A 19,218-nucleotide genomic window follows, 5' to 3' on the forward strand; every position below is an offset into this window, starting at 1 on the left:
TGCGCGCGAACTCTGCCCGACTTGCGATGGTTCGCCGGTAGACACGAAGACTAGGTTCGCCGGCAGAAACTAAGACTCTTCTGATATCCAAAGATAGGCCGGTGTGACGTAATGGCGGCGCATTCCATGCGCGTCCATTGCGATCCTCTATTCGCGGAGGGCGATTTCTTCATGGGCGGACCTGACGCGTATCGGCGGAGAAATGGGTCCGTCGTTGCGGGGAGCACGTCATTCCTATTCAATCCGATCTGCGCTTCACATTCGCCATCGGCGCCTGGAAGCGGATGTTTGCTTCATCACCCCGGGCAGGGGCCTATTCATGAGCCTAAGCACAACCTTAGGCCGAACGATCAGCCATGCCGCGCCCAATCCGACCGGCGCCTGCAAGGCCTGCGAGCGTACTGGTCTACCCATTCTTCCTTTGCGCGCGGCGTACGCGCCGTCGCCCGGGCAAACATACCGTCGGCAACCTGCCGCCCGCAACGAACCCGCAACGGTTCAGATGCGGCTGGACCAGCCTCGCATCTTGCGGCAAGGATACCTTTATGTACTGCTCGACGAGATGGAGTGGCAGGCCTATGAGGTGACGCCTGAAGGCGCGCTGCGCCAGTTTCGTCCCTATCAGGTCCCACGAGACGAGCCCAGCCCTCTGAGCAAGGACTGCGTCAACAAGGATCACGACGTCCCCGCATCGTTCATCAATATCGACGCCGGAAAATTCTCGACCGCGTGGATAGCCATCGCCAATGATCCCTGGCCAGAGAGCGTGCTGAACCAATACTTGTGTGGCAAAGCGGCCGACGGAACGGATCCGAGGGAGCGTCTGTACAAGCTCGATTTGAAACGCGCGCGCGACGACCCAGCCAAGGTCGGTATTGCAATGACCGAAGACAACCTTGGGTTGGGCTCTGTACTTGAGTACGCAGAGGGCAACCCCGGCGATTTCGATAGCGTTCACGGGTTCTACTCGCGTAATCATCGGCTTGGGGCAATGGAAGGCCACATCCGCACTATCGTCCAGCGGGAAAAACTTCCGAACGGCGTACTGGCGTTGGTTCTGCCCGATCCCATCGGGGTGGTGCAGGAATGCAATGCGCAGCGCGTTCATTTGTTCAGAGAAATGCAGGAGTGGCGCGCCGAGCCGCAGCGACGATTTGAGTTCTTTACTTCCCAGGCGCTGCTCGGCATCAAGGAGCTGCAGGCCGCCTGGGCCAAGGCGGAAGCAGAAGAAGAGGCGAAGGCAGCGGAAGAGAATCGTCGTAGGCACAACAACAGCATCGCGGGACTAAAGGTGGGCTATCCGCAGGTGCATATCCCAGGAGAAGCTGAGCGCATAGCAAAGAACAAACAGGCCGAGGCAAAGGAACGCCTAGAGGAGCGCTACGACGAGCGGGCTCGAGCCACCTTCGAGGAAGCCTATCTGGCCGCGCAGGACAATTGGCAAAAAGCTGTTAACCGAGTTGGCGAGTTGTACGTCAGAGAATACCTATCCAGACCTTTCCTGCTTGCCGTCCAGTATGACTACAGCGCCACGTCCTGGCGTTCGACGGAGGGCTTTATCCGGATGCTCGCGCTTTGCCTTGCCGGTGGCCCCACCGAAGTCATAAAGGAAGGCGATAAAAAATTAGGCGCGACGCAACGGCTGTGGAAAGCACAGTTGGAGGATCGTGAGAGCCACCTGTATCAGGCTCTGGTGGCGAAGGACATGGCTTTGCTGGACCAGCTGCAAACCGCGCTGACGGGCAATGACGTTGGCAAGGCGTACGACACCATCAAGACCGTCATCGGAACAGCGGAAGGCAAGACTCTGATGGTCGCGCCCGTGCAAGAGGCCATCGGACAGTTGCTCGCGGCCATGGGCAGCGCCAGTAACGCGTTGGGACAGCAACTGGCCTCCCAAACGCACGCGCTGGTCGGACGTCTGCACAGCGCAGCCTTCCTGCGATATTCAGGGCAGCACGTGACCCAGATCATCGTGTCTCTGAAGCTCGGCGAGTATCTTTCGCTACTCCACGAGACGCTGCAGGAAGGCATTGATAAGTTCGTCGCGCATATTGACGAAAATTTCCGCAAGCCGGCAGCAAAAAAGATTCGCGCAATGGTGGTGAGCGGCTTCATTGCCATTGCGGTTCCCGGCAACCACGGCAAGGTCGTTGATTTGATGATTTGGTCGCTGGAGAGTGCCGATGAGCTAAAGGAACGTCTCCGGGATCTGCGACGCACCGCCACTGAAGGCGTCGCCGACGCCATTCGCGCCGTGAGCGTTGGCGCTGCCACGCTCCAAACCGGCGCTGTTCAAATGGTGGGAACGCTTGCGATTGGCGCTGAGCAAGCGAGAGATCTCGCAAGGGAAGCGATGCGGAAGATGCGCACTACGGTCGTTTCAGCAGCGCCCACAGGAGCGAATCTGCTGCTTGGACTCGGCAGCCTGTGGTTTCAGCAAGACAGCCTGCGAAAGAACTACGCAACGTTGCTCAACGCACCTGAAAGTGTCAGAGCCGAAGCATTGGCGGCCGTGTGGTCATCTTCGATCGGTGTGATGGGTGCGGGCGTGGAGGTTGTTGGGGTCGGGATTCAAGTGCTACGGCCGGATATGACCATCACCGTGCAAGCGAGAGGAGGGGCGAAGACCGTCATGCTTGGGCTTCGCATTGCGCAATACGGCGGCGCTATTACAGCGGTTTCTGGGCTAATGGACGGAGTCCAACATATGTTCGCCGCCATTCGTGCAGGAGCTGTCGGAGATTCGAAGGCTCAAATTTATAGCGGTTTGGCAACTATGGCTGCGCTTGGCTCGGCAATCGCAGGAATTGTCGGGGCCCTCGCCCCCCAAGCAACCTTATTAGGACCTATTGGTATCGCTATTGCGTTAGGGGTGCTTGCGTACATTTTGGCAATGCAGGCGAGAAAGGCACGATCCTCGTCACTCGAACTATGGGCTCGGTACAGCCGATGGGGTTCGCCAAGCGAAAATAGGCGGTGGACCTCAGAATCAGATTTCGATACCGCCGTGGGCAGTCTTAATGCTGCAGTGCTTGGAATGACAGCAGAGATGGCGATCGAAATGAAGCTATATAAGAAAGGGGATATCCCATTTCCGATTGATGGCCAAACGGACTGGAAGAGAGGCCGAATATGGATCGGGGAATATATTGTGTTTCAGATATCCCTGCCAGGTTATGAAGAAAGCTCAGCCCGATACCAATGGGAATTGACAGTCTATCGCCCTGGCGATTATCAGGGCCAAATTATTGCTTCCGGCGCGAGCGGGAAGCCAACAACCGATCTGCCCCCACCGACGTCCAGACTAAATTCCGACTATTTTGAGAACACTACGGCCCCAATTATTACTTCAGACGAAGCAACTCAAACTTTAACAATTTCGGGCGCCATTGCATTGCATGCGATCAACAGCGTTCACGCAGTAAAGTTGGAAGCTAAATTCTGGCCCGATAGAAATGACATTTCGGGATTCGCCCACCTACTTTGTCAAGAAGATAAAACAGATAGCCGACCAGGAAAAAAACAGCCATGACCGGCCCCAAACTTGTCCCCCCATGCAACGGTTGGATAGCAGATTTACCGGGACCGTTTTGCACACCGACTGCACCCTTGGCACTTGAGGGGAACGCTCCAAACCACCTGGATGACATATATTTGGAGGTATCGAGAGGTTCAGCGCGCGCGCGAGGCATTTATTTTTGGATGGGCATCATTATGGCGACAGCCGGGATATCCATATTGATTGTTCCTCCTCATTTCTACCTTTTTTCGGATCCTTTTATTGTTTTCTCGGGTCTTTTATGCTTAGCAGCTTGCATCTGGTTAGCCGCTTTCTGTATCCGCATGGACATCTCGGTTCCTCGAGACTTACCTTTAAGGCTTAATCGTGTCCGCCAGCGGCTTTACGCCTATAACTTTAACGACCGGTGGTGGAATCCTTTCGGACCCTGGCGCGTCGCTCCTGTGGCATACGACTGGTCTCAAGTGCGCGCTGAACGGTGGCACAAACGCGCAGTCACTGCCCAAGGCGGGCTCATCTTGAATTGGGGTGTGGTTCTTTCCATCGTTGAGCCAGGGACCAATAAGGTCATTGACCGCTTCCCCCTGAGCGCCATGGGTGCGGACGAGTTTGCCTGGGCATATATCTGCACATATATGCAGCAGGGTCCTTCGGCGCTACCACCTCCAGATCCGCCCCACGACCATAATGACGTGCCTCGGTACAACTTTGGCCTGCGCTTCGCGCCCAAAGTGAAGTGGCCTGCTGACATGGATCTCGAGTCTAGAACAGCACCGTGACGCGCGAGCACGCAAGCGAACGATTGGCTTACTGGGAGTACATCCCATTTGGGGATGTCTGCGTTGGCTGACCTGCTGATGCCGCCCGCCGTTCTCCCGCAAGCAACAAAAAAAGCCGGCCCCTCCAAAGGGGCCGGCTTACCACCGTGATGGCGACCTAGGCGCCACCTAAAGAACGCCAGTCACCCTCAAAAATCGATCTGCGCCGACAACAAGAACGTACGCGGCGCAGCAACCGTCGCGTACGAGCCGCTGGCCAGCCAGAAGTCCTTGTTGAACAGGTTCTCGATGTTTGCGCGGAACACCACGGAGCGGCCCAGGATCTCGGTGTTGTACCGCGCGCCGATGTCGTAGCGCGTCCACGAGGGCAGGGTCAGCGTGTTGGCCGCGTTGAAGTACATCGACGACGTGTGGATCACGCGGGCGTTCAGGCTCAGGCCGCGGACCCACGGCGTGTCCCAGTCCATCCCCAGGTTGAAGGTGTTCTTCGGCACGCCGTTGGCGTCGTTGCCGTCGTTCACGCCGCCTGCGGTCTGCTTGAGCGTGGCGTCGTAGAACGTGGCGCTGGCCATCATGCGCAGACCCGGCATGGCTTCGCCGAAGGCGGCCAATTCCAGGCCGCGGTTCCGCTGTTCGCCGTCGAAGCTGTAGATGCGCGTGTCGGGATCAGTCATCGAGTTCGGGCGCGTGATCTGGAACACCGAGGCGCTGGTGATGATCTTGCCCCAGTCGACCTTGACGCCCGCTTCATACTGCTTGGACTTGTACGGTGCGAAGACCTGGCCGGCGTTGGCGGCGGTGGCGGGCGCGATGCCGCCGCGCGTCAGGCCGGACGTGAAGTTGCCGTACAGCGAGACGTTGGAGATCGGCTTGAACACGATGCCCGCGACCGGCGAGATCGCGCTTTCGTCGTACGACCCGGTGCGCGCGCCGGTGGTGGTCGAGTAGTTGTCGAGCACGACGCGCTGGTTGCGCATGCCGCCGGTGATCAGCAGGGTGTCGCCGGCGAAGGACAGCGTGTCGGTCAGCGTGTAGCTGGTCAGCTCGGTCTTGGATGCCTTTTGTGGCGCGCCGCGGTCTGCGGTGACGGGCGGTAGCGGGGCGGGACGGAAGATGCTGGACGGCACGCCAGGACCGGAGGAGGTGACGTAGGCGTTGCCGGACTCCTGGTCCAGGCGCGTGGCCGACAGGTTCACGGTGTGGCCGATGCCCCAGGTGTCGAAGCGGGCGCGCAGGCCGATGTCGCCCGTCCACGTGCGCGAGTACGAATCGTAATAGGCGTTGGACACCGTGAAATTGCCCTGCGCGTCCGCCGGACCCGACGGGAAAGTCTGCTCGGCGGTGCCGTAGCGGTAGCCGGTGGCGCCGTAGACCATCAGGTGGTCATTGATGTCGTACTCGAGGCGGGTGGCGACGGTCGAATCGTTCAGCGTGAGCTCGGTGCCGGGGTAGAAATTGCGGTGGCCCGAGGGCGGCGAGGGCAGCGACGTCACATTCGACTGAAAGCCGATCTGCGGACGGAAGTTGTCGATGTTCTCGTGCTGGGTGTAGGCATCCAGCGACCAGCGCAGTTTGGTGCCGCGGTAGTCCAGCGCCAGCGCGCCCACACCTTGTTCCTGCCTGCCGTCGTCGATGTTGGTGTCGCCGTTGCTGTAGACGCCGTTGACGCGGATGCCCCATTCGTTGTTGTCGCCAAAGCGCCGGCCCATGTCGAGCTGGCCGCCCAGTTGCGATTTGCTTTGGTAGGTGGTGGTCAGGCGAGTCAGGGGCTCGTCGCCGGCGCGCTTGGTGACGATGTTGATGCCGCCGCCGATGCTGCCGTTGGGGCCGATGCCGTTCATCAGCGTGCCGGGGCCTTTCAGGACTTCGACGCGCTCCATCATGGCGGCGGGCATGCGGCTGGCGGATGCCAGGCCGTAAAGGCCGTTCAGGCCGACGTCGCCGGCAGCCACGGAGTAGCCGCGGATCTGGAACTCGTCGGAAAAGCCGCCGCTGGAGGTGGTGGTGCGCACCGAGGATTCGCTGATGACGATGTCGGCCAGCGTGCGCGCCTGCTGGTTCTCGATCATCTGCGCGGTGTAGTTGGTGGTGCTGAACGGCACGTCCATGACGTCGCCCGTGCCCAGCACGCCCAGGCCGCCGCCGCGCGCCACCTGACCGCCCGCGAAGGGCGCGGGCAGGTGGGGATCGGCGGCGGAAGCGGTCACCGTCACGGCGGGCAGGTTGGTGGTGGCGATGCCCGCGTTGGCGGGGCGGTCCAGGACGTAGCTGCCGTTCGACTGCGGCAGCACGCGGATGCCGGTGCCGGCGAGCAGGGCGTCCAGACCCCCCCGCACGCCGTAGGTGCCGCGCAGCCCGTTGCTTTGCAGGCCGGCCGTCACTTCGGGCCGGAACGACAGCACGATGCCGGCTTCGCGTCCGTAGCGGCCCAGCGCGTCCTCCAGCGTTCCCGCGGGGATGTCGAAGCTGCGGGTGGCGGCGGCCTGCGCGTGGGCGGCGGTGGGGATGGCCAGCGCGGGCGCCGCGAGCAGCGTGGCGGTGGCGATGCGGCCCGCCAGGCGCGCCGTGGCCGCGCGTCGCAGGAAACGGGAGGACTGGCGCTTGGGCGCCCGGACGTGATTCATGAACTGGCCTTTCAGAGAGGTGAGGTTGCTGTGTGCTCACCTGCCTTGACCCGCCAGATCGCAAAACGGATCAACTATTTTGTAACGGCAGTGCGGGACGTGCCGGGCCGGGGCCGGCGATGAGGTGCAGCCGGCGTCCGCGCCAGAGCCGCGACTCGGTTTCGACGCGGATATCCAGCGTGGCGCTGAGCGCGGCCAGCACCTTGTCCAGGTTGCTGACAGGAAACGAGCCGGACAGCCGCAGGTCCGAGACGGCGGGGTCGCAGCTGATCGTGTCGCGGCTATAGCGGCCCAGCTCGGCGACGAAGTCGGCCAGGCGCATGCCGCGGGCCACGATGAAGCCGTCCTTCCAGGCGATCTGGTTTTCCTCGGCGGTGGCGGGCTGCGCGATGCCCCGCGCGGAGTAGTTGGCGCGCAATCCCGCCTGCAACGTCAACCCGTGCTCGGCATCGTCGCGCGGCCGGATCTGGACCGCGCCCTGGAAAACGCTGACTTCCGTCGAGCCATCCAGCAGCCGTACGGCGTACTCGGTGCCGAGCGCGCGCGCGGTGCCGTGGGCGGTTTCAACGCAGAACGGCCGGTTCGGCGTACCCGATTCGTGGGCCGTCGCGATCAGGATCTCGCCCGCGATGAGCGTCACGCGCCGGCGGTCGGCGCTGTAGTGCACGTCGATGGCGCTGTCCGTGTTCAACACCAGGCGGGTGCCGTCCGGCAGCGTGACGGTGCGGCGTTCGCCGATGGCGGTGCGATGGTCCGACGTCCAGGTGCGCCACGGCGTGATCTGCCCCACGCCCCAAGCCGCGCCGCTCGCGATGGCCAGCGCGCTCATGGTTTTCAAGGCGCGGCGGCGCTGGGCGGAAGCAGGTGCGGCCAGCGCTGCCTTCGCGATGGCCGCATTGGCGGGTCCGGCCAGCGGCCGCAGTGTGCCCTGCACGGATTCAATGCGCAGCCACGCGCGCTCGTGGTCCGGGTGCGCGGCGCGCCAGGAGGCCCATTCGCGCACCGTTTCCGGCGCGACGGGTTCGTCTTGCAGTTCCACCAGCCATTCCAGCGCGCGCTGCGCGACGGCGGGCGGCAGGGTGGCGGCGTCGCGCGTGTTTCCGTACCAGGACGAGGCGGACATGCGCCGGCTCATCCCGTGAAGGAAAGATCGGCAAAGCAGCAGCGCTGCAAGGCCTTGACGAGGTAGCGCTTGACGGTGGGGATCGAGATTCCCAACGCGTCGGCCACCTGGGCGTGGGTGTGACCTTCAAGCTGCGACAACAGAAAGGCCTGCCGCACCAGGGCGGGCAGGCCGTCCAGCAGGCGGTCCAGCTCCAGCAAGGTTTCCAGCACGATGGCCCGGTCTTCAGGCGACCAGTGCACCGCTTGCGGCGCCTGGGCCAGCGCGTCCAGGTACGCGCGTTCGAGCTTTTCGCGGCGCCAATGGTTGGACACCAGGTGCTGCGCCACGGTGGTCAGAAACGCGCGCGGTTCCGTGAGCGTGGCGGGAATGCGTTCGCTGCTCAGGAGGCGGATGAAGGTGTCGTGCGCCAGGTCTTCGGCCTGATCTGCGTTGCCCAGGCGGCGTCGCAACCAGCCCCTCAGCCAGGAGTGGTGGTCGCTATAAAGTGTTTCGATGGAGGAGGGGAAGGCGCATCCCGGCGTACTCAAGATCCAACCTTTTGGTCTAGCCGCCGGCGCCTCGCAGTGGGAGGCGGGACAACTGCACATGCGAATTTCTGGAAATAGTAATTGTTATTATTACCGATTCCAGGCACGGCTTGTCAAATTGTTGCCGAGCGCGCACGGCCGGGCGTTGCCCGGAAACGTCAGACGTAAGTGGCGAGCCGGGGCGGTCGGATGTGAGCGTTCGGACGGAGAGCCGTTACATGCGAGCGGTCAGACCGGCGCGGAAGGCGCCAGATAAGCGCCCTGCGTCTGCGCATACGCCTGTTGCGACGCCAGATAGGCATCACGCGACGGAATCAGGTGATCGCGGCACACCGCCATCAGCGCGTCGCGGTCTCCGTCGCGCAGCGCCTGGATCATCGTCCAGTGTTCCTGGCGCGCGCGTTCGCGGTGCCCGGCCGTCACCAGCGAGCCGAAGCGGATCGGGTGGGTGCGGCGCGCGTATTCCTCGATGGCCTGTCCCAGCACCGCGTTGTCCAAAAGCCCCAAGAATTCTCGATGAAAGCGCTGGTTGCTGCGGAACACGCGGCGCGCGTCGCCGGCCGCGACAGCCGCATCGTGTTCGCGCTGCACCGCCACCAGCGCGGCCAGCCGCGCCTCGGACACGGGCAGCGGCATCTGGCGGGCGGCGTGCACTTCCAGCACTTCACGCAAGGCATACAGCTCCATCACCTCGCGCACGGAAAACGCGCGCACCACCGCGCCGATGTTGCGCTTTTTCTCGACCACGCCCAGCAGTTCCAGGTCGACCAGCACCTGGCGCACCGCGTGCCGCTTCATGCCGAATCGCGCCATCAGCTCGTCCTCGGTCAGGCGTTCGCGCGGATGCAGCCGGCCGAAGACGATGTCTTCTTCCAGCGTGGCCACCGCTGCCTGGACGGCGTCGGGGGCGGGTTCCTGCAAGGCGGCGGGCGTGATGGCGTTCATGGCAAAAGGGCGGGATTACTTCTTGGGGACCGTGTCGTTCGTGACACCGGCGCGCAGGAAGTCGAAGTCGACGCCCTGATCGGCCTGCGTCACGGACTGCAGGAACAGCTTGCGGTAGCCGCGGTCGGCGGTGGGGCGCGTGATGGGATTGGCGGCGGTGCGGCGCGCCAGCTCGGCGTCATCGACAAGCAGCGCGATCTCGCGCCGGGCCACCGACAGGCGGATGCGGTCGCCGTTCTGCACGTAGGCCAGCGGGCCGCCGATGGCGGATTCGGGAGTGACGTGCAGCACGATGGTGCCGGCCGCGGTGCCGCTCATGCGGCCGTCCGAGATCCGGACCATGTCCTTGACGCCTGCGCGCGCCAGCTTCTTGGGAATGGGCATGTAGCCGGCTTCGGGCATGCCGGGCGCACCGGTGGGGCCGATGCGCTTGAGCACCAGGATGTCGTCGGCGGTCACGTCCAGCGCGTCGTCGTCGATGCGGCGCGCCATGTCTTCGGCGTCCTCGAACACGACGGCGCGGCCTTCGTGCTCCATCAGCTTGGGATTGGCGGCCGATTGCTTGATGATGGCGCCGCCGGGCGCGAGGTTGCCGCGCAGCACGGCCAGGCCGCCCACCGGATAGATGGGGGCGGCGGCCGTGCGGATGACGTCCTGCTTGAAGGGCGGCGGGGCGTCATCCAGTTCTTCGCCGAGCGTGCGGCCGGACACGGTGAGGACGTCCAGGTGCAGGAACGGGCGCAGCTCGCGCAGCAGCGCCGGCATGCCGCCCGCGTCGTGGAAGTCTTCCATGTAGTGCTGGCCCGACGGCTTCAGGTCGACCAGCACGGGCGTCTCGCGGCTGATGCGGTCCAGGCCGGCCAGGTCGATGTCGATGCCCAGGCGGCCGGCGATGGCGGTCAGGTGGACGATGCCGTTGGTCGACCCGCCGATGGCGAGCAGCACGCGCAGCGCGTTTTCGATGGACTTGCCGTTCAGGATGCGGTCCGGGGTCAGGCGCGAGGCTGCCATGGCGACGGCCGTGGCGCCGGTGTGTTCAGCCACGCGGACGCGGTCGGCGGTGACGGCCGGGGCGGACGCGCCGCCCGACACCATCATGCCCAGCGCCTCGGTAATGCAGGCCATGGTGCTGGCCGTGCCCATGACGGAACAGGTGCCGACACTGGCAACCAACTGGTTGTTCACGTCGGCGATCTCGACGGCGTCGATCTCTTCGGCGCGGTAGCGGCCCCAGTAGCGGCGGCAGTCGGTGCAGGCGCCCACGCGTTCGCCGCGGTGTGAGCCGGTCAGCATCGACCCGGTGACGAGCTGGATGGCGGGCACGCCGGCCGAGGCGGCGCCCATCAGTTGTGCGGGTACGGTCTTGTCGCAGCCGCCGATCAGCACGACGGCGTCCATCGGCTGCGCGCGGATCATTTCCTCGGTGTCCATGGACATGAGGTTGCGCAGGTACATGCTGGTGGGCTGCGAGAAGCTCTCGTGCACCGAGATGGTGGGAAAGTCCATCGGCAGGCCGCCGGCCAGCATGACGCCGCGCTTGACGGCCTCGATGAGTTGCGGCGCGTTGCCGTGGCAGGGGTTGTAGCTGCTGCCGGTGTTGACGATACCGATGATGGGACGCGCCAGCGCATCGTCCGACAGGCCGGCGCCCTTGATGAAGGCCTTGCGCAGGAACAGCGAAAAGCCAATGTCGCCGTAGTTGGTCAGCCCGCGGGCGACGCCGCGCGCAGTGGCGCTGTCGCTGTCAAAAGGGCCCTTGCCGGGCTTGCCGCCCTTGGTGTCGTCCGTCATTTTCAGTCCCGATAATATTATTGATAATCCTGCGGCGACATCATATCCAGCCCGTCGCCGGGCCTGCAAGCGGTTTATGGCGGTAGCTCTATTGATCTGCTTTAAAGATCAGTCGATAGAAAAATACCGATTCTTCAATCAAGGGTGGCCCCCTACACTGGCGCCGTTGACGAACCGGGCGTCCGTTCATTCCTATACCCATCCCGGCTGGAGAGACCACATGTCAGACCTGCGTCTGCGGCCGCGCCGCGCCGTGCTGTTTTCCCTGCTGGCGCTGTGCGCCGGTGTCACCGCCCCGGCATTCTCGGCCGACGCCTATCCCGACAAGCCGATCCGCATGATCGTGCCTTACCCGCCCGGCGGCGCCACCGACGTGATCGGCCGCGTGCTTGCGCAGGAACTGACGGGCGCGCTGGGCCAGACCGTGGTGGTGGAAAACCGCGCGGGCGCCGCCGGCAACATCGGTGCGGACCAGGTCGCCAAGGCCCAGCCTGACGGCTACACGCTGCTGATGGGCGCGCTGACCAGCCACTCCATCAACGCCGCGCTCTACCGCGGCCGCGTCACGTACGACGTGGAAAAGAGCTTCGCGCCCGTCGCCATCGTGGGCACGGTGCCCCTGGTGTTCGTGGTGAACCCGTCGGTGCCGGCCAAGACGCTGCCCGAGTTCATCGCACTGGCCAAGTCCAAGCCCGGCTACATGACCATGGCATCCGCCGGCAACGGCTCGCCCCAGCATCTGGCCGGCGAAATGTTCAAGCGCACCGCCGGCGCCGACATCCTGCACGTGCCCTACAAGGGCAGCGGCCCGGCCATGACCGACCTGATGGGCGGCCAGGTGCTCAGCATGATCGAAACGGTGCCTGCCGCGCAGGGCAACATCAAGGCGGGCAAGCTGCGCGCGCTGGCGGTGACCTCGCCGCAACGCGTCGATGCGCTGCCCGACGTGCCTACCGCCGCCGAAGCCGGCCTGAAGGACTTCGAGGTCAGCTCGATGTTCGGCATCGTGGCCCCGGCCAACACGCCTGCGCCGGTCATCGACCGCCTGAATGCCGAGCTCAAGAAGATCCTGGCCAAGCCCGAGGTCAAGGCGTCGCTCTTGAACCAGGGCGCGATTGCGACGTGGACGTCGCCTGCTGACGCCAGCGCGCGTGTGTCGGCTGAAGTCGCACGCTGGACCAAGGTGATCGACGAGGCGGGCGTGAAGGGCGAGTAAGCCCCTTCTGACGGCGCGCCGCGCCTCATTGCTCCCTACGCCGGAAATTCGCCACGAATTTCCGGCGTTCTCGTTTTTGCGGCTTCTGAAAGGAACCGAAATAATCGCTTCCGCCGCCTTGTGCGCTGCGCTGGGAAAGACGCTGTATTTCAGAGAATTGCACTGACGCTGCGAACGGCTATGCAATAAACCGCAATAAAGCGGTTTTGGGGCCCGACAAGGTGGTTGACCCCAAATTCAGTAGCCCGTAATGTGTTTCGCGGGCCTTAGGACGGCGGGGGGATACCAATGACTGAGAACCAGGACGAAAAGTCGATCCTGCACACGCATTTCGGTACGCATAGCCCATATTGGCGGTTGTCCGCCGATAGCGATGCGATTGAACTCGCCGCAGTCAAGGGCGCAACCAATATCGCCATGGCCTTGCGCCCGGATCAGGCCGAGGCCGTGCGCGGCCTGACGGGCATCACGTCCAGCGTGCGGATCGACATCATGCTGTATGGCGATCTGCTTCACCTGCACCTGGTTGGCCGCAAGATCAATCCCAACGAATGGGCCGGCACCGCATCGGCCCACACCGATACCGAATCCGTCGCCAAGGACCTCGTCGAAGGTCTGTCGTTCGCCGAAACGGTAGTGTCCGAAGCCAATTCGGTCATCGTGATCGTCGACCAGAACGGCCGCGTGCAGCGCTTCAACAAGCTCAGCGAGGAATACACCGGCAAGCGCGAACAGGACATCGTGGGCCGCAGCGTCTTCGACATGTTCATGACGCGCGAGGAAGCCATTGCCTCGCGCCGCAATATCGCCGAGTTCTACAAACGCGGCCAGTCGTACGAGGTCGAGCGCACGATCAACACCGTCAAGGGGCCGCGCCTTTTCCTGTTCCGCAACAAGTTCGTCACCAGCGGCAGCGGCGAAAAGCGGGTCTACCTGATCTGCTCGGGCACCGACATCACCGAAGAACGCCAGGCGCAGGAGCGCCTGCGGGTGCTGGCCAACACCGACATGCTGACCAACCTGCCCAACCGCCACGCGATCACGTCGCGGCTGAAGGCGGCGCTGGCGGCGGGCCGCGAAGGGCGGGGCGGCGTGTTGTTCCTGGACCTGGACAACTTCAAGCGCATCAACGACCACTACGGCCACGGTTTCGGCGACCGGCTGCTGAAAGCGGTGTCGGTCGCCATCTCGAACTGCTTGTCCGATGGCCAGACGCTGGCCCGCCTGGGCGGCGACGAGTTCATCGTCCTGCAGGAAGAGGCGCAGGCCTGGCAACTGGAGGCCACCGCGCAGCGCATCATCGAGCGGCTGCGCGAACCGTTCCGCCAGGGCCTCATCGAGGTCTACACCAGCTGCTCCATCGGCATCGCGATGTACCCCGATCACGGCGCCGACCTGGACAGCGTGGTGCGCAGCGCGGATATCGCCATGTACGTGGCCAAGGAAGCGGGCCGCCATACGTATCGCGTGTTCCAGCCGGACATGGACCGCCGCAACGCGGACTATGTGTGGCTGGACACGAACCTTCGCAAGGCACTGGCCGAGAACCACCTGATGCTGTACTACCAGCCCAAGCTGGTCGGCCGCACAGGCGAGGTCGACGGCGTGGAAGCGCTGGTGCGCTGGCGTTCGCCGGAACGCGGCATGGTGGGTCCGGACACCTTCATTCCCTACGCCGAGGAATCGGGGCTCATCTCGCCGCTGGGCGTCTGGGTGATGCGCGAAGCAGCCCGGCAGGCGGCGGCCTGGAAGCGCGAGGGCCTGAATCTGCGCATCGCCATCAACATGTCGGCCCGTCAGCTGGACGACAAGGGCGTGGTCAGCGAATTCATGCGCGCCATCAACGACGCGAATCTCAACCCCTGCCTGGTCGACATCGAGCTCACGGAAAGCTGCCTGATCGATGATGAAGACGCCGCCATCGAACTTATCAAGCAGTTCCGGCAACTGGGTGCGCGTGTGCATCTGGACGATTTCGGCACGGGTTATTCGTCGCTGTCGCAGCTGGCGCGGATTCCGCTGGACGCAATCAAGCTTGACGCCAGCTTCGTGCGGGGCGTCAACGAAAATCCGGTCTCGCAGGCGCTCGCGCGCGCCATCGTTGCCGTGGCGCGCACGCTCGAACTCCAGGTCATTGCCGAAGGCGTGGAAACCCAGGAAGAAACCGTCTTCCTGGACACCCTGGGCGTGGACGCCAAGCAGGGCTACCTGTACGCCAAGCCCATGCCCGCGGCGGAGCTCACCGCCTGGCTGGCGCAGCGCCGCCGGCTGCATCTCATTGCATGACGCAACCGGCGGCGCGCCGCCGGATCAGTGCATGGTGGCCACTTCGGTGGCCTCCGAATTGCTCGCCGTGCGCCGGTTCTGCGCCATCACCAGCCGCTCCATGTAGGCGCGGTCCTTCGGATCGATGGAGAAGGCGGCTTCGACCCAATCCTCGGTAATGTCCATCAGCTCGGCGCGCGGCAGAGCCAGCACGCGCTGGCGCGCGCGCAGCATGGCGCGCATGCCATTGAGCTTGGGCCGCATCACGTCGATGAAGGTGCGCGTGGCCTTGAAGGCCTCGCCCGGCTCGAACAGCACGTCCACCAGGCCGCGGCCGTGGTACCACTCGGCCGTGTGCGATTCGCCGGTGCTGATCAGCTCCTCGGCCAGCTTCATGCCCGAACGGCGCGCGACCAGCGAATAGCCGCCCATGCCGGGGAAAAGGTTGAATGCCATCTCAGGGAAGCCCATGCGCGCATTGTTTTGCGCGAGCACGAAGTGGTGGGCCAGCGCGGCCTCGAAGCCGCCGCCCAGCGCGGTGCCCTCGATCATGGCCAGCGAGATGGCGCCAGTGTCAAAACCGCGCGTGGCGGCGTGCACGCAATCAACGCATGCACGGGCATAGGCCCGCAGCGCCTCGCGCTTGCCGGTGCGGATGGCCTCGGCAAAAAAGTTCAGGTCGCCGCCGACGTTGTAGATCTGCGGCACCAGCGAGCCCGTGACCCAGAAGTCGATGGGCAGGCCGGAGTCCTTGGCGGCACGCGCCAGGGTCATGATCTCGTCGATGAGTTCATGGTTAAAGCACGGGCGCGGTTGCGCGCGCAGCATCATCCACATGACACGGCGACCTTCCTCGTAATACGCGGAGATCTGCTTCAGATTGCCTGCGGCGGTAAAGGGGTGGCAGTCCGGATGAATGAGTTGATTCATTGCTTTCGTCCAATCGATCAAGGTGAGTCGGAGTACTGCCGGGTCAGGCTAAACCACGGCTTAAGGACTCCGTCTCATGCAAACCTCGTCCAACTGGCCAGACTTTTCCGTAAATCAAAGTCCGGAGCGCGCAAACTGAAAATTTGAAAACCGCTGAAATTGCCTCGGCCCATCGGGCGAGGCGCGCATGGGTAGTTCGGATGAGGACATCAGCAAATATGCGGCATTCAGCGCCGTGAAAGAAAAGCCCGGCCGAAGGGCCGGGCTCGTGCGTTGGGATGAGTGCGCGCGTTCAAGGGGCGCTGGCGCGTGCGAGAAATTTTCAGGCCACGCCGCCATTCGCACGCACGATCTGCCCGTTCACCCATCCACTGTCCGGTCCCGCCAGGAACGAGACGATGCCCGCGATGTCATCCGGTTGGCCCAGGCGTTCCAGCGGCGGCATCTTGGCGTAGTGCTCGATCAATTCGGGGCTCTTGCCCTTGAAGAACAGCTCGGTGGCGACAGGGCCGGGGGCGACGGCGTTCACCCTGATCTGGCGTCCGCGCAGTTCCTTGGCGAAGACCTGCGTCAGGCTTTCGACGGCGGCCTTGCTGGCGATGTAGACCGAGTAGCCGGGCAGGTTGAGCGCGACGGTGGTGCTGGACACGTTGATGATGCTGCCGCCATCGGCCAGACGTGCGGCGGCCTCGCGCAGCGTGTTGAAGGTGCCGCGGGTGTTGATGTCGAACGTCCGGTCGTACAGGTCGTCGCTGGTTTCCGCTAGCGGCTGCACCTGCAGCACGCCCGCGCTGTTGACCAGCACGTCGATCCGGCCGAATTCGGTCTGGATGGCATCGAACATCGCGCGCACGTCATCGGGTTTGGCGACATCGGCGCGCACGGCCAGGGCGCGACCACCGGCTTGGCGGACTTCGCCGGCCAGGGCGTCGGCTTCTGCCGCGCTCGAGGCGTAATTGATGGCGACGGCAAAGCCGTCGTCTGCCAGGCGGCGCACGATGGCGGCGCCGATGCCGCGGGATCCGCCGGTGACGAGGGCAACGCGCGGGGAAGCTTGGTCGTTCATGGGTTTTTTCTCCTTGGATGAGTGGGTGAGACGTATGATCGACTATTCCGATCCAAAGATAATTACGCCTGCTTTGCTAAGATAATTTCATTTGCTTTAACAATAGGCGGGGCAGGGGCATGGATCGTTTCCAGGAAATGCAGGTGTTCGTGCGCATCGCCGAACGAGGCAGTTTCACCAAGGCGTCGGACGACCTGCGCATCCCGCGCGCCACGGTCACCAACCTGATCAAGCGCATGGAGGCCCGGTTAGGCGCGCGGTTGCTTGACCGCACCACGCGGCAGGTCCGGCTGACGCACGACGGGGAGGCCCACTACCAGCGCTGCGTGCGGCTTCTGGCCGACCTGGAGGAGGCCGACGGCGCTTTCCTGGACACGGCGCCCAAGGGGCTGTTGCGAGTCAACGCGCAGGGCACGCTTGCGCGGTTCTTCGTGATGCCGGGCCTGCCGGATTTCCTGCAGCGCTATCCCGACATCGCCCTGCATCTGGGCGAAGACGACCGGCTGGTGGATCTGGTGCGTGAAGGCGTCGACTGCGTGCTGCGCGCGGGCGTGCCGCAGGACTCGACGCTGGTCGGGAGAGTGATCGCCCAGATGCCGCAGGTGACGGTCGCCAGCCCCGCCTATCTGTCGCGCCACGGCGTGCCGGACAGCGTGCAGGCGCTGGAACATCACATAGCCGTGGATTACGTGTCCAGCGTGACGGGCCGCGCCGTGCCGCTGGATTTTCGGGTGGACGGGCGCATCGTCCAGGTGCGCCCGCGTGCGGTCGTCAGCGTGAGCGGGGCCGAACTCTACACCAGTGCGGCGCTCGCGGGCCTGGGATTGGTGCAGGTCCCGCGCTACCGCGTGGAGCGCGAACTGGCGGCGGGGCACCTGAAGATCGTGCTGCCCCACGCGCCGCCCGCGCCTATGCCGGTTTCCGTGCTGACGCCGCAGAACCGGCAGGTGCCGGCGCGGGTGCGCGTGTTCACGCAGTGGCTGGCGGGCGTGTTCGCCGCCGCCTTTGATCAGACGATGCCGGTCAGGTAGAACACGCCGATCACCAGGAACACCGACAGCGTCGATATCAGCGTGATGGCGAAGATGTCGCCATAGGATTGGCGGTGCGTGAGACCCGTGACGGCCAGCAGCGTGATGACCGCGCCGTTGTGCGGCAGCGTGTCCATGCCGCCGCTGGCCATGGCGGCGACCCGGTGCAGCACCTCCATGGGAATGCCTGCCGCCAGCGCGCCGTCGATGAAGGTTTGGGACATTGCGGCCAGCGCGATGCTCATGCCGCCCGAGGCCGAGCCCGTGATGCCGGCCAGCGTCGTCACCGCGACCGCTTCGCCCACCAGCGGATCGGGAATGGCCTTCAAGGCCTGCGCGACCAGCAGAAAGCCCGGCAGCGCGGCAATGACGCCGCCAAACCCGTATTCGGCCGCGGTGTTCATCGACGCCAGCAGCGCGCCCGACACGGCACTCTTGCTGCCTTCGGCAAAGTGCGACTTGATGGCGCGGAACGAGAACAGCAGGATGGTGACGATGCCCGCGATCAGCGCGCCCATCACGGCCCATAGCGCCACCTGCTCCTGGGCGTTGACGGGCAGGGGTTTGGCCAGGCCGGGCAGGTCGACTTCGGAACCGGCCGGATACCAGCCCGGGATCCAGCGCGTCAGCAGGAAGTTCATGACGCCAACCACCACCAGCGGCAACAGCGCGATCAGCGGATGATGATTGCGCTCACCGGTGGGCGCCGCGGGTTCGTTGCGCAGGTCCGTGCCGTAGGTCTCGCCAGCCGCTGCCGCGCGCTTGCGGCGCCATTCCAGGTAGGCGATGCCGGCGGTCAGCGTGAACGCGGCGCCGATGAGACCGAGCCAGGGCGCGGCCCATGTCGTGGTCTCGAAGAACGTGGTGGGGATGATGTTCTGGATCTGCGGCGTGCCGGGCAGCGCCGTCATGGTGAAGGTGAAGGCGCCCAGCGCGATCGCGCCGGGCATCAGGCGCTTGGGGATGCCGCCCTGGCGGAACATCTCGGCGGCAAACGGGTAGACCGCGAACACCACCACGAACAGCGATACGCCGCCGTACGTCAGCACCGCACACACCAGCACGATGGCCACGATGGCGCGCTCGGCGCCGATCAGCCGCAGCACCGCCTGCACGATGGCGCGTGAAAAGCCCGACAGTTCGATGAGTTTGCCGAACACGGCGCCCAAGAGGAACACGGGGAAATAGAGCTTGGCAAAACCGGCCATGCGCTCCATGAAGATGCCCGAGAACACGGGCGCCAGCGCTGACGCGTCTGTCAGAAGCACCGCGCCCATGGCTGCGATGGGCGCGCACAGGATGACGCTATAACCTCGATACGCCGCCAGCATCAGAAACGCCAGCGCCGCCACCACGATGAACAATCCGGTCATTCGGTACTCCAGGAATGAAGAG

At 64.2% G+C, this 19,218-nt stretch carries 13 protein-coding genes; 5 read left to right on the plus strand and 8 right to left on the minus strand.

All coding sequences use genetic code 11. The annotated features are described in order from the left end of the window. Positions 1-319 precede the first annotated feature (319 nt). On the plus strand, positions 320-3,535 hold the full coding sequence (locus KW836_RS11930; protein WP_218343440.1) for a T6SS effector BTH_I2691 family protein: 3,216 nt from the start codon (positions 320-322) through the stop codon (positions 3,533-3,535). Between the two features lie 170 nt (positions 3,536-3,705). After that, entirely contained in the window at positions 3,706-4,302 is a 597-nt protein-coding gene (locus KW836_RS27890; RefSeq protein WP_255595409.1) for a DUF6708 domain-containing protein, read from the plus strand. A 188-nt stretch (positions 4,303-4,490) separates the two neighbouring features. On the opposite strand, the gene KW836_RS11940 is transcribed toward KW836_RS27890, so the two are convergent. The 5 genes from KW836_RS11940 to KW836_RS11960 all read right to left on the minus strand — a co-directional run bounded on the left by KW836_RS11940 (position 4,491) and on the right by KW836_RS11960 (position 11,315). Further along, positions 4,491-6,926, minus strand: a complete 2,436-nt coding sequence (locus tag KW836_RS11940; RefSeq protein ID WP_218343441.1) for a TonB-dependent receptor — start codon at positions 6,924-6,926, stop codon at positions 4,491-4,493. A 70-nt stretch (positions 6,927-6,996) separates the two neighbouring features. Next, positions 6,997-8,049 carry a FecR family protein gene (locus KW836_RS11945; RefSeq protein ID WP_218343442.1) on the minus strand — a complete coding sequence of 351 codons (1,053 nt, stop codon included), beginning with the start codon at positions 8,047-8,049 and terminating at the stop codon, positions 6,997-6,999. 8 nt (positions 8,050-8,057) lie between these two features. Next, the gene (locus KW836_RS11950; protein WP_175124130.1) at positions 8,058-8,579 is read right to left on the minus strand and encodes a sigma-70 family RNA polymerase sigma factor; all 522 of its coding nucleotides are present in this window, start codon (positions 8,577-8,579) and stop codon (positions 8,058-8,060) included. A 228-nt stretch (positions 8,580-8,807) separates the two neighbouring features. Beyond that, positions 8,808-9,524, minus strand: a complete 717-nt coding sequence (locus tag KW836_RS11955; protein ID WP_218343443.1) for a GntR family transcriptional regulator — start codon at positions 9,522-9,524, stop codon at positions 8,808-8,810. A 15-nt stretch (positions 9,525-9,539) separates the two neighbouring features. After that, complete coding sequence (locus KW836_RS11960; protein ID WP_175124132.1) at positions 9,540-11,315, minus strand: IlvD/Edd family dehydratase; 1,776 nt, start codon at positions 11,313-11,315, stop codon at positions 9,540-9,542. A 220-nt stretch (positions 11,316-11,535) separates the two neighbouring features. Between KW836_RS11960 and KW836_RS11965 the strand changes: the two genes are divergently transcribed. Together KW836_RS11965 and pdeR are read left to right on the plus strand one after the other, a co-directional pair. Next, positions 11,536-12,531, plus strand: coding sequence for a tripartite tricarboxylate transporter substrate binding protein (locus tag KW836_RS11965; RefSeq protein WP_218343444.1), 996 nt, complete (start codon positions 11,536-11,538; stop codon positions 12,529-12,531). 288 nt (positions 12,532-12,819) lie between these two features. Then, complete coding sequence (pdeR, locus tag KW836_RS11970) at positions 12,820-14,817, plus strand: cyclic di-GMP phosphodiesterase (protein WP_175124134.1); 1,998 nt, start codon at positions 12,820-12,822, stop codon at positions 14,815-14,817. A gap of 24 nt (positions 14,818-14,841) precedes the next feature. Here the strand turns inward: pdeR and KW836_RS11975 are convergent, their stop codons facing one another. Together KW836_RS11975 and KW836_RS11980 are read right to left on the minus strand one after the other, a co-directional pair. After that, on the minus strand, positions 14,842-15,726 hold the full coding sequence (locus KW836_RS11975) for a crotonase/enoyl-CoA hydratase family protein (RefSeq protein WP_175124135.1): 885 nt from the start codon (positions 15,724-15,726) through the stop codon (positions 14,842-14,844). A gap of 322 nt (positions 15,727-16,048) precedes the next feature. After that, positions 16,049-16,792: an SDR family oxidoreductase gene (locus KW836_RS11980; RefSeq protein ID WP_218343445.1), complete on the minus strand. Its 744-nt coding sequence runs from the start codon at positions 16,790-16,792 to the stop codon at positions 16,049-16,051. Between the two features lie 119 nt (positions 16,793-16,911). Between KW836_RS11980 and KW836_RS11985 the strand changes: the two genes are divergently transcribed. Next, entirely contained in the window at positions 16,912-17,823 is a 912-nt protein-coding gene (locus KW836_RS11985; protein WP_218343446.1) for a LysR family transcriptional regulator, read from the plus strand. Here KW836_RS11985 and KW836_RS11990 read toward each other — a convergent pair. After that, the gene (locus tag KW836_RS11990) at positions 17,802-19,196 is read right to left on the minus strand and encodes a GntP family permease (protein ID WP_218343447.1); all 1,395 of its coding nucleotides are present in this window, start codon (positions 19,194-19,196) and stop codon (positions 17,802-17,804) included. The genes KW836_RS11985 and KW836_RS11990 overlap by 22 nt on opposite strands. Positions 19,197-19,218 lie beyond the last annotated feature (22 nt).

Source organism: Achromobacter sp. ACM05 (genome assembly GCF_019218915.1).
GTDB lineage: Bacteria > Pseudomonadota > Gammaproteobacteria > Burkholderiales > Burkholderiaceae_B > Achromobacter > Achromobacter animicus.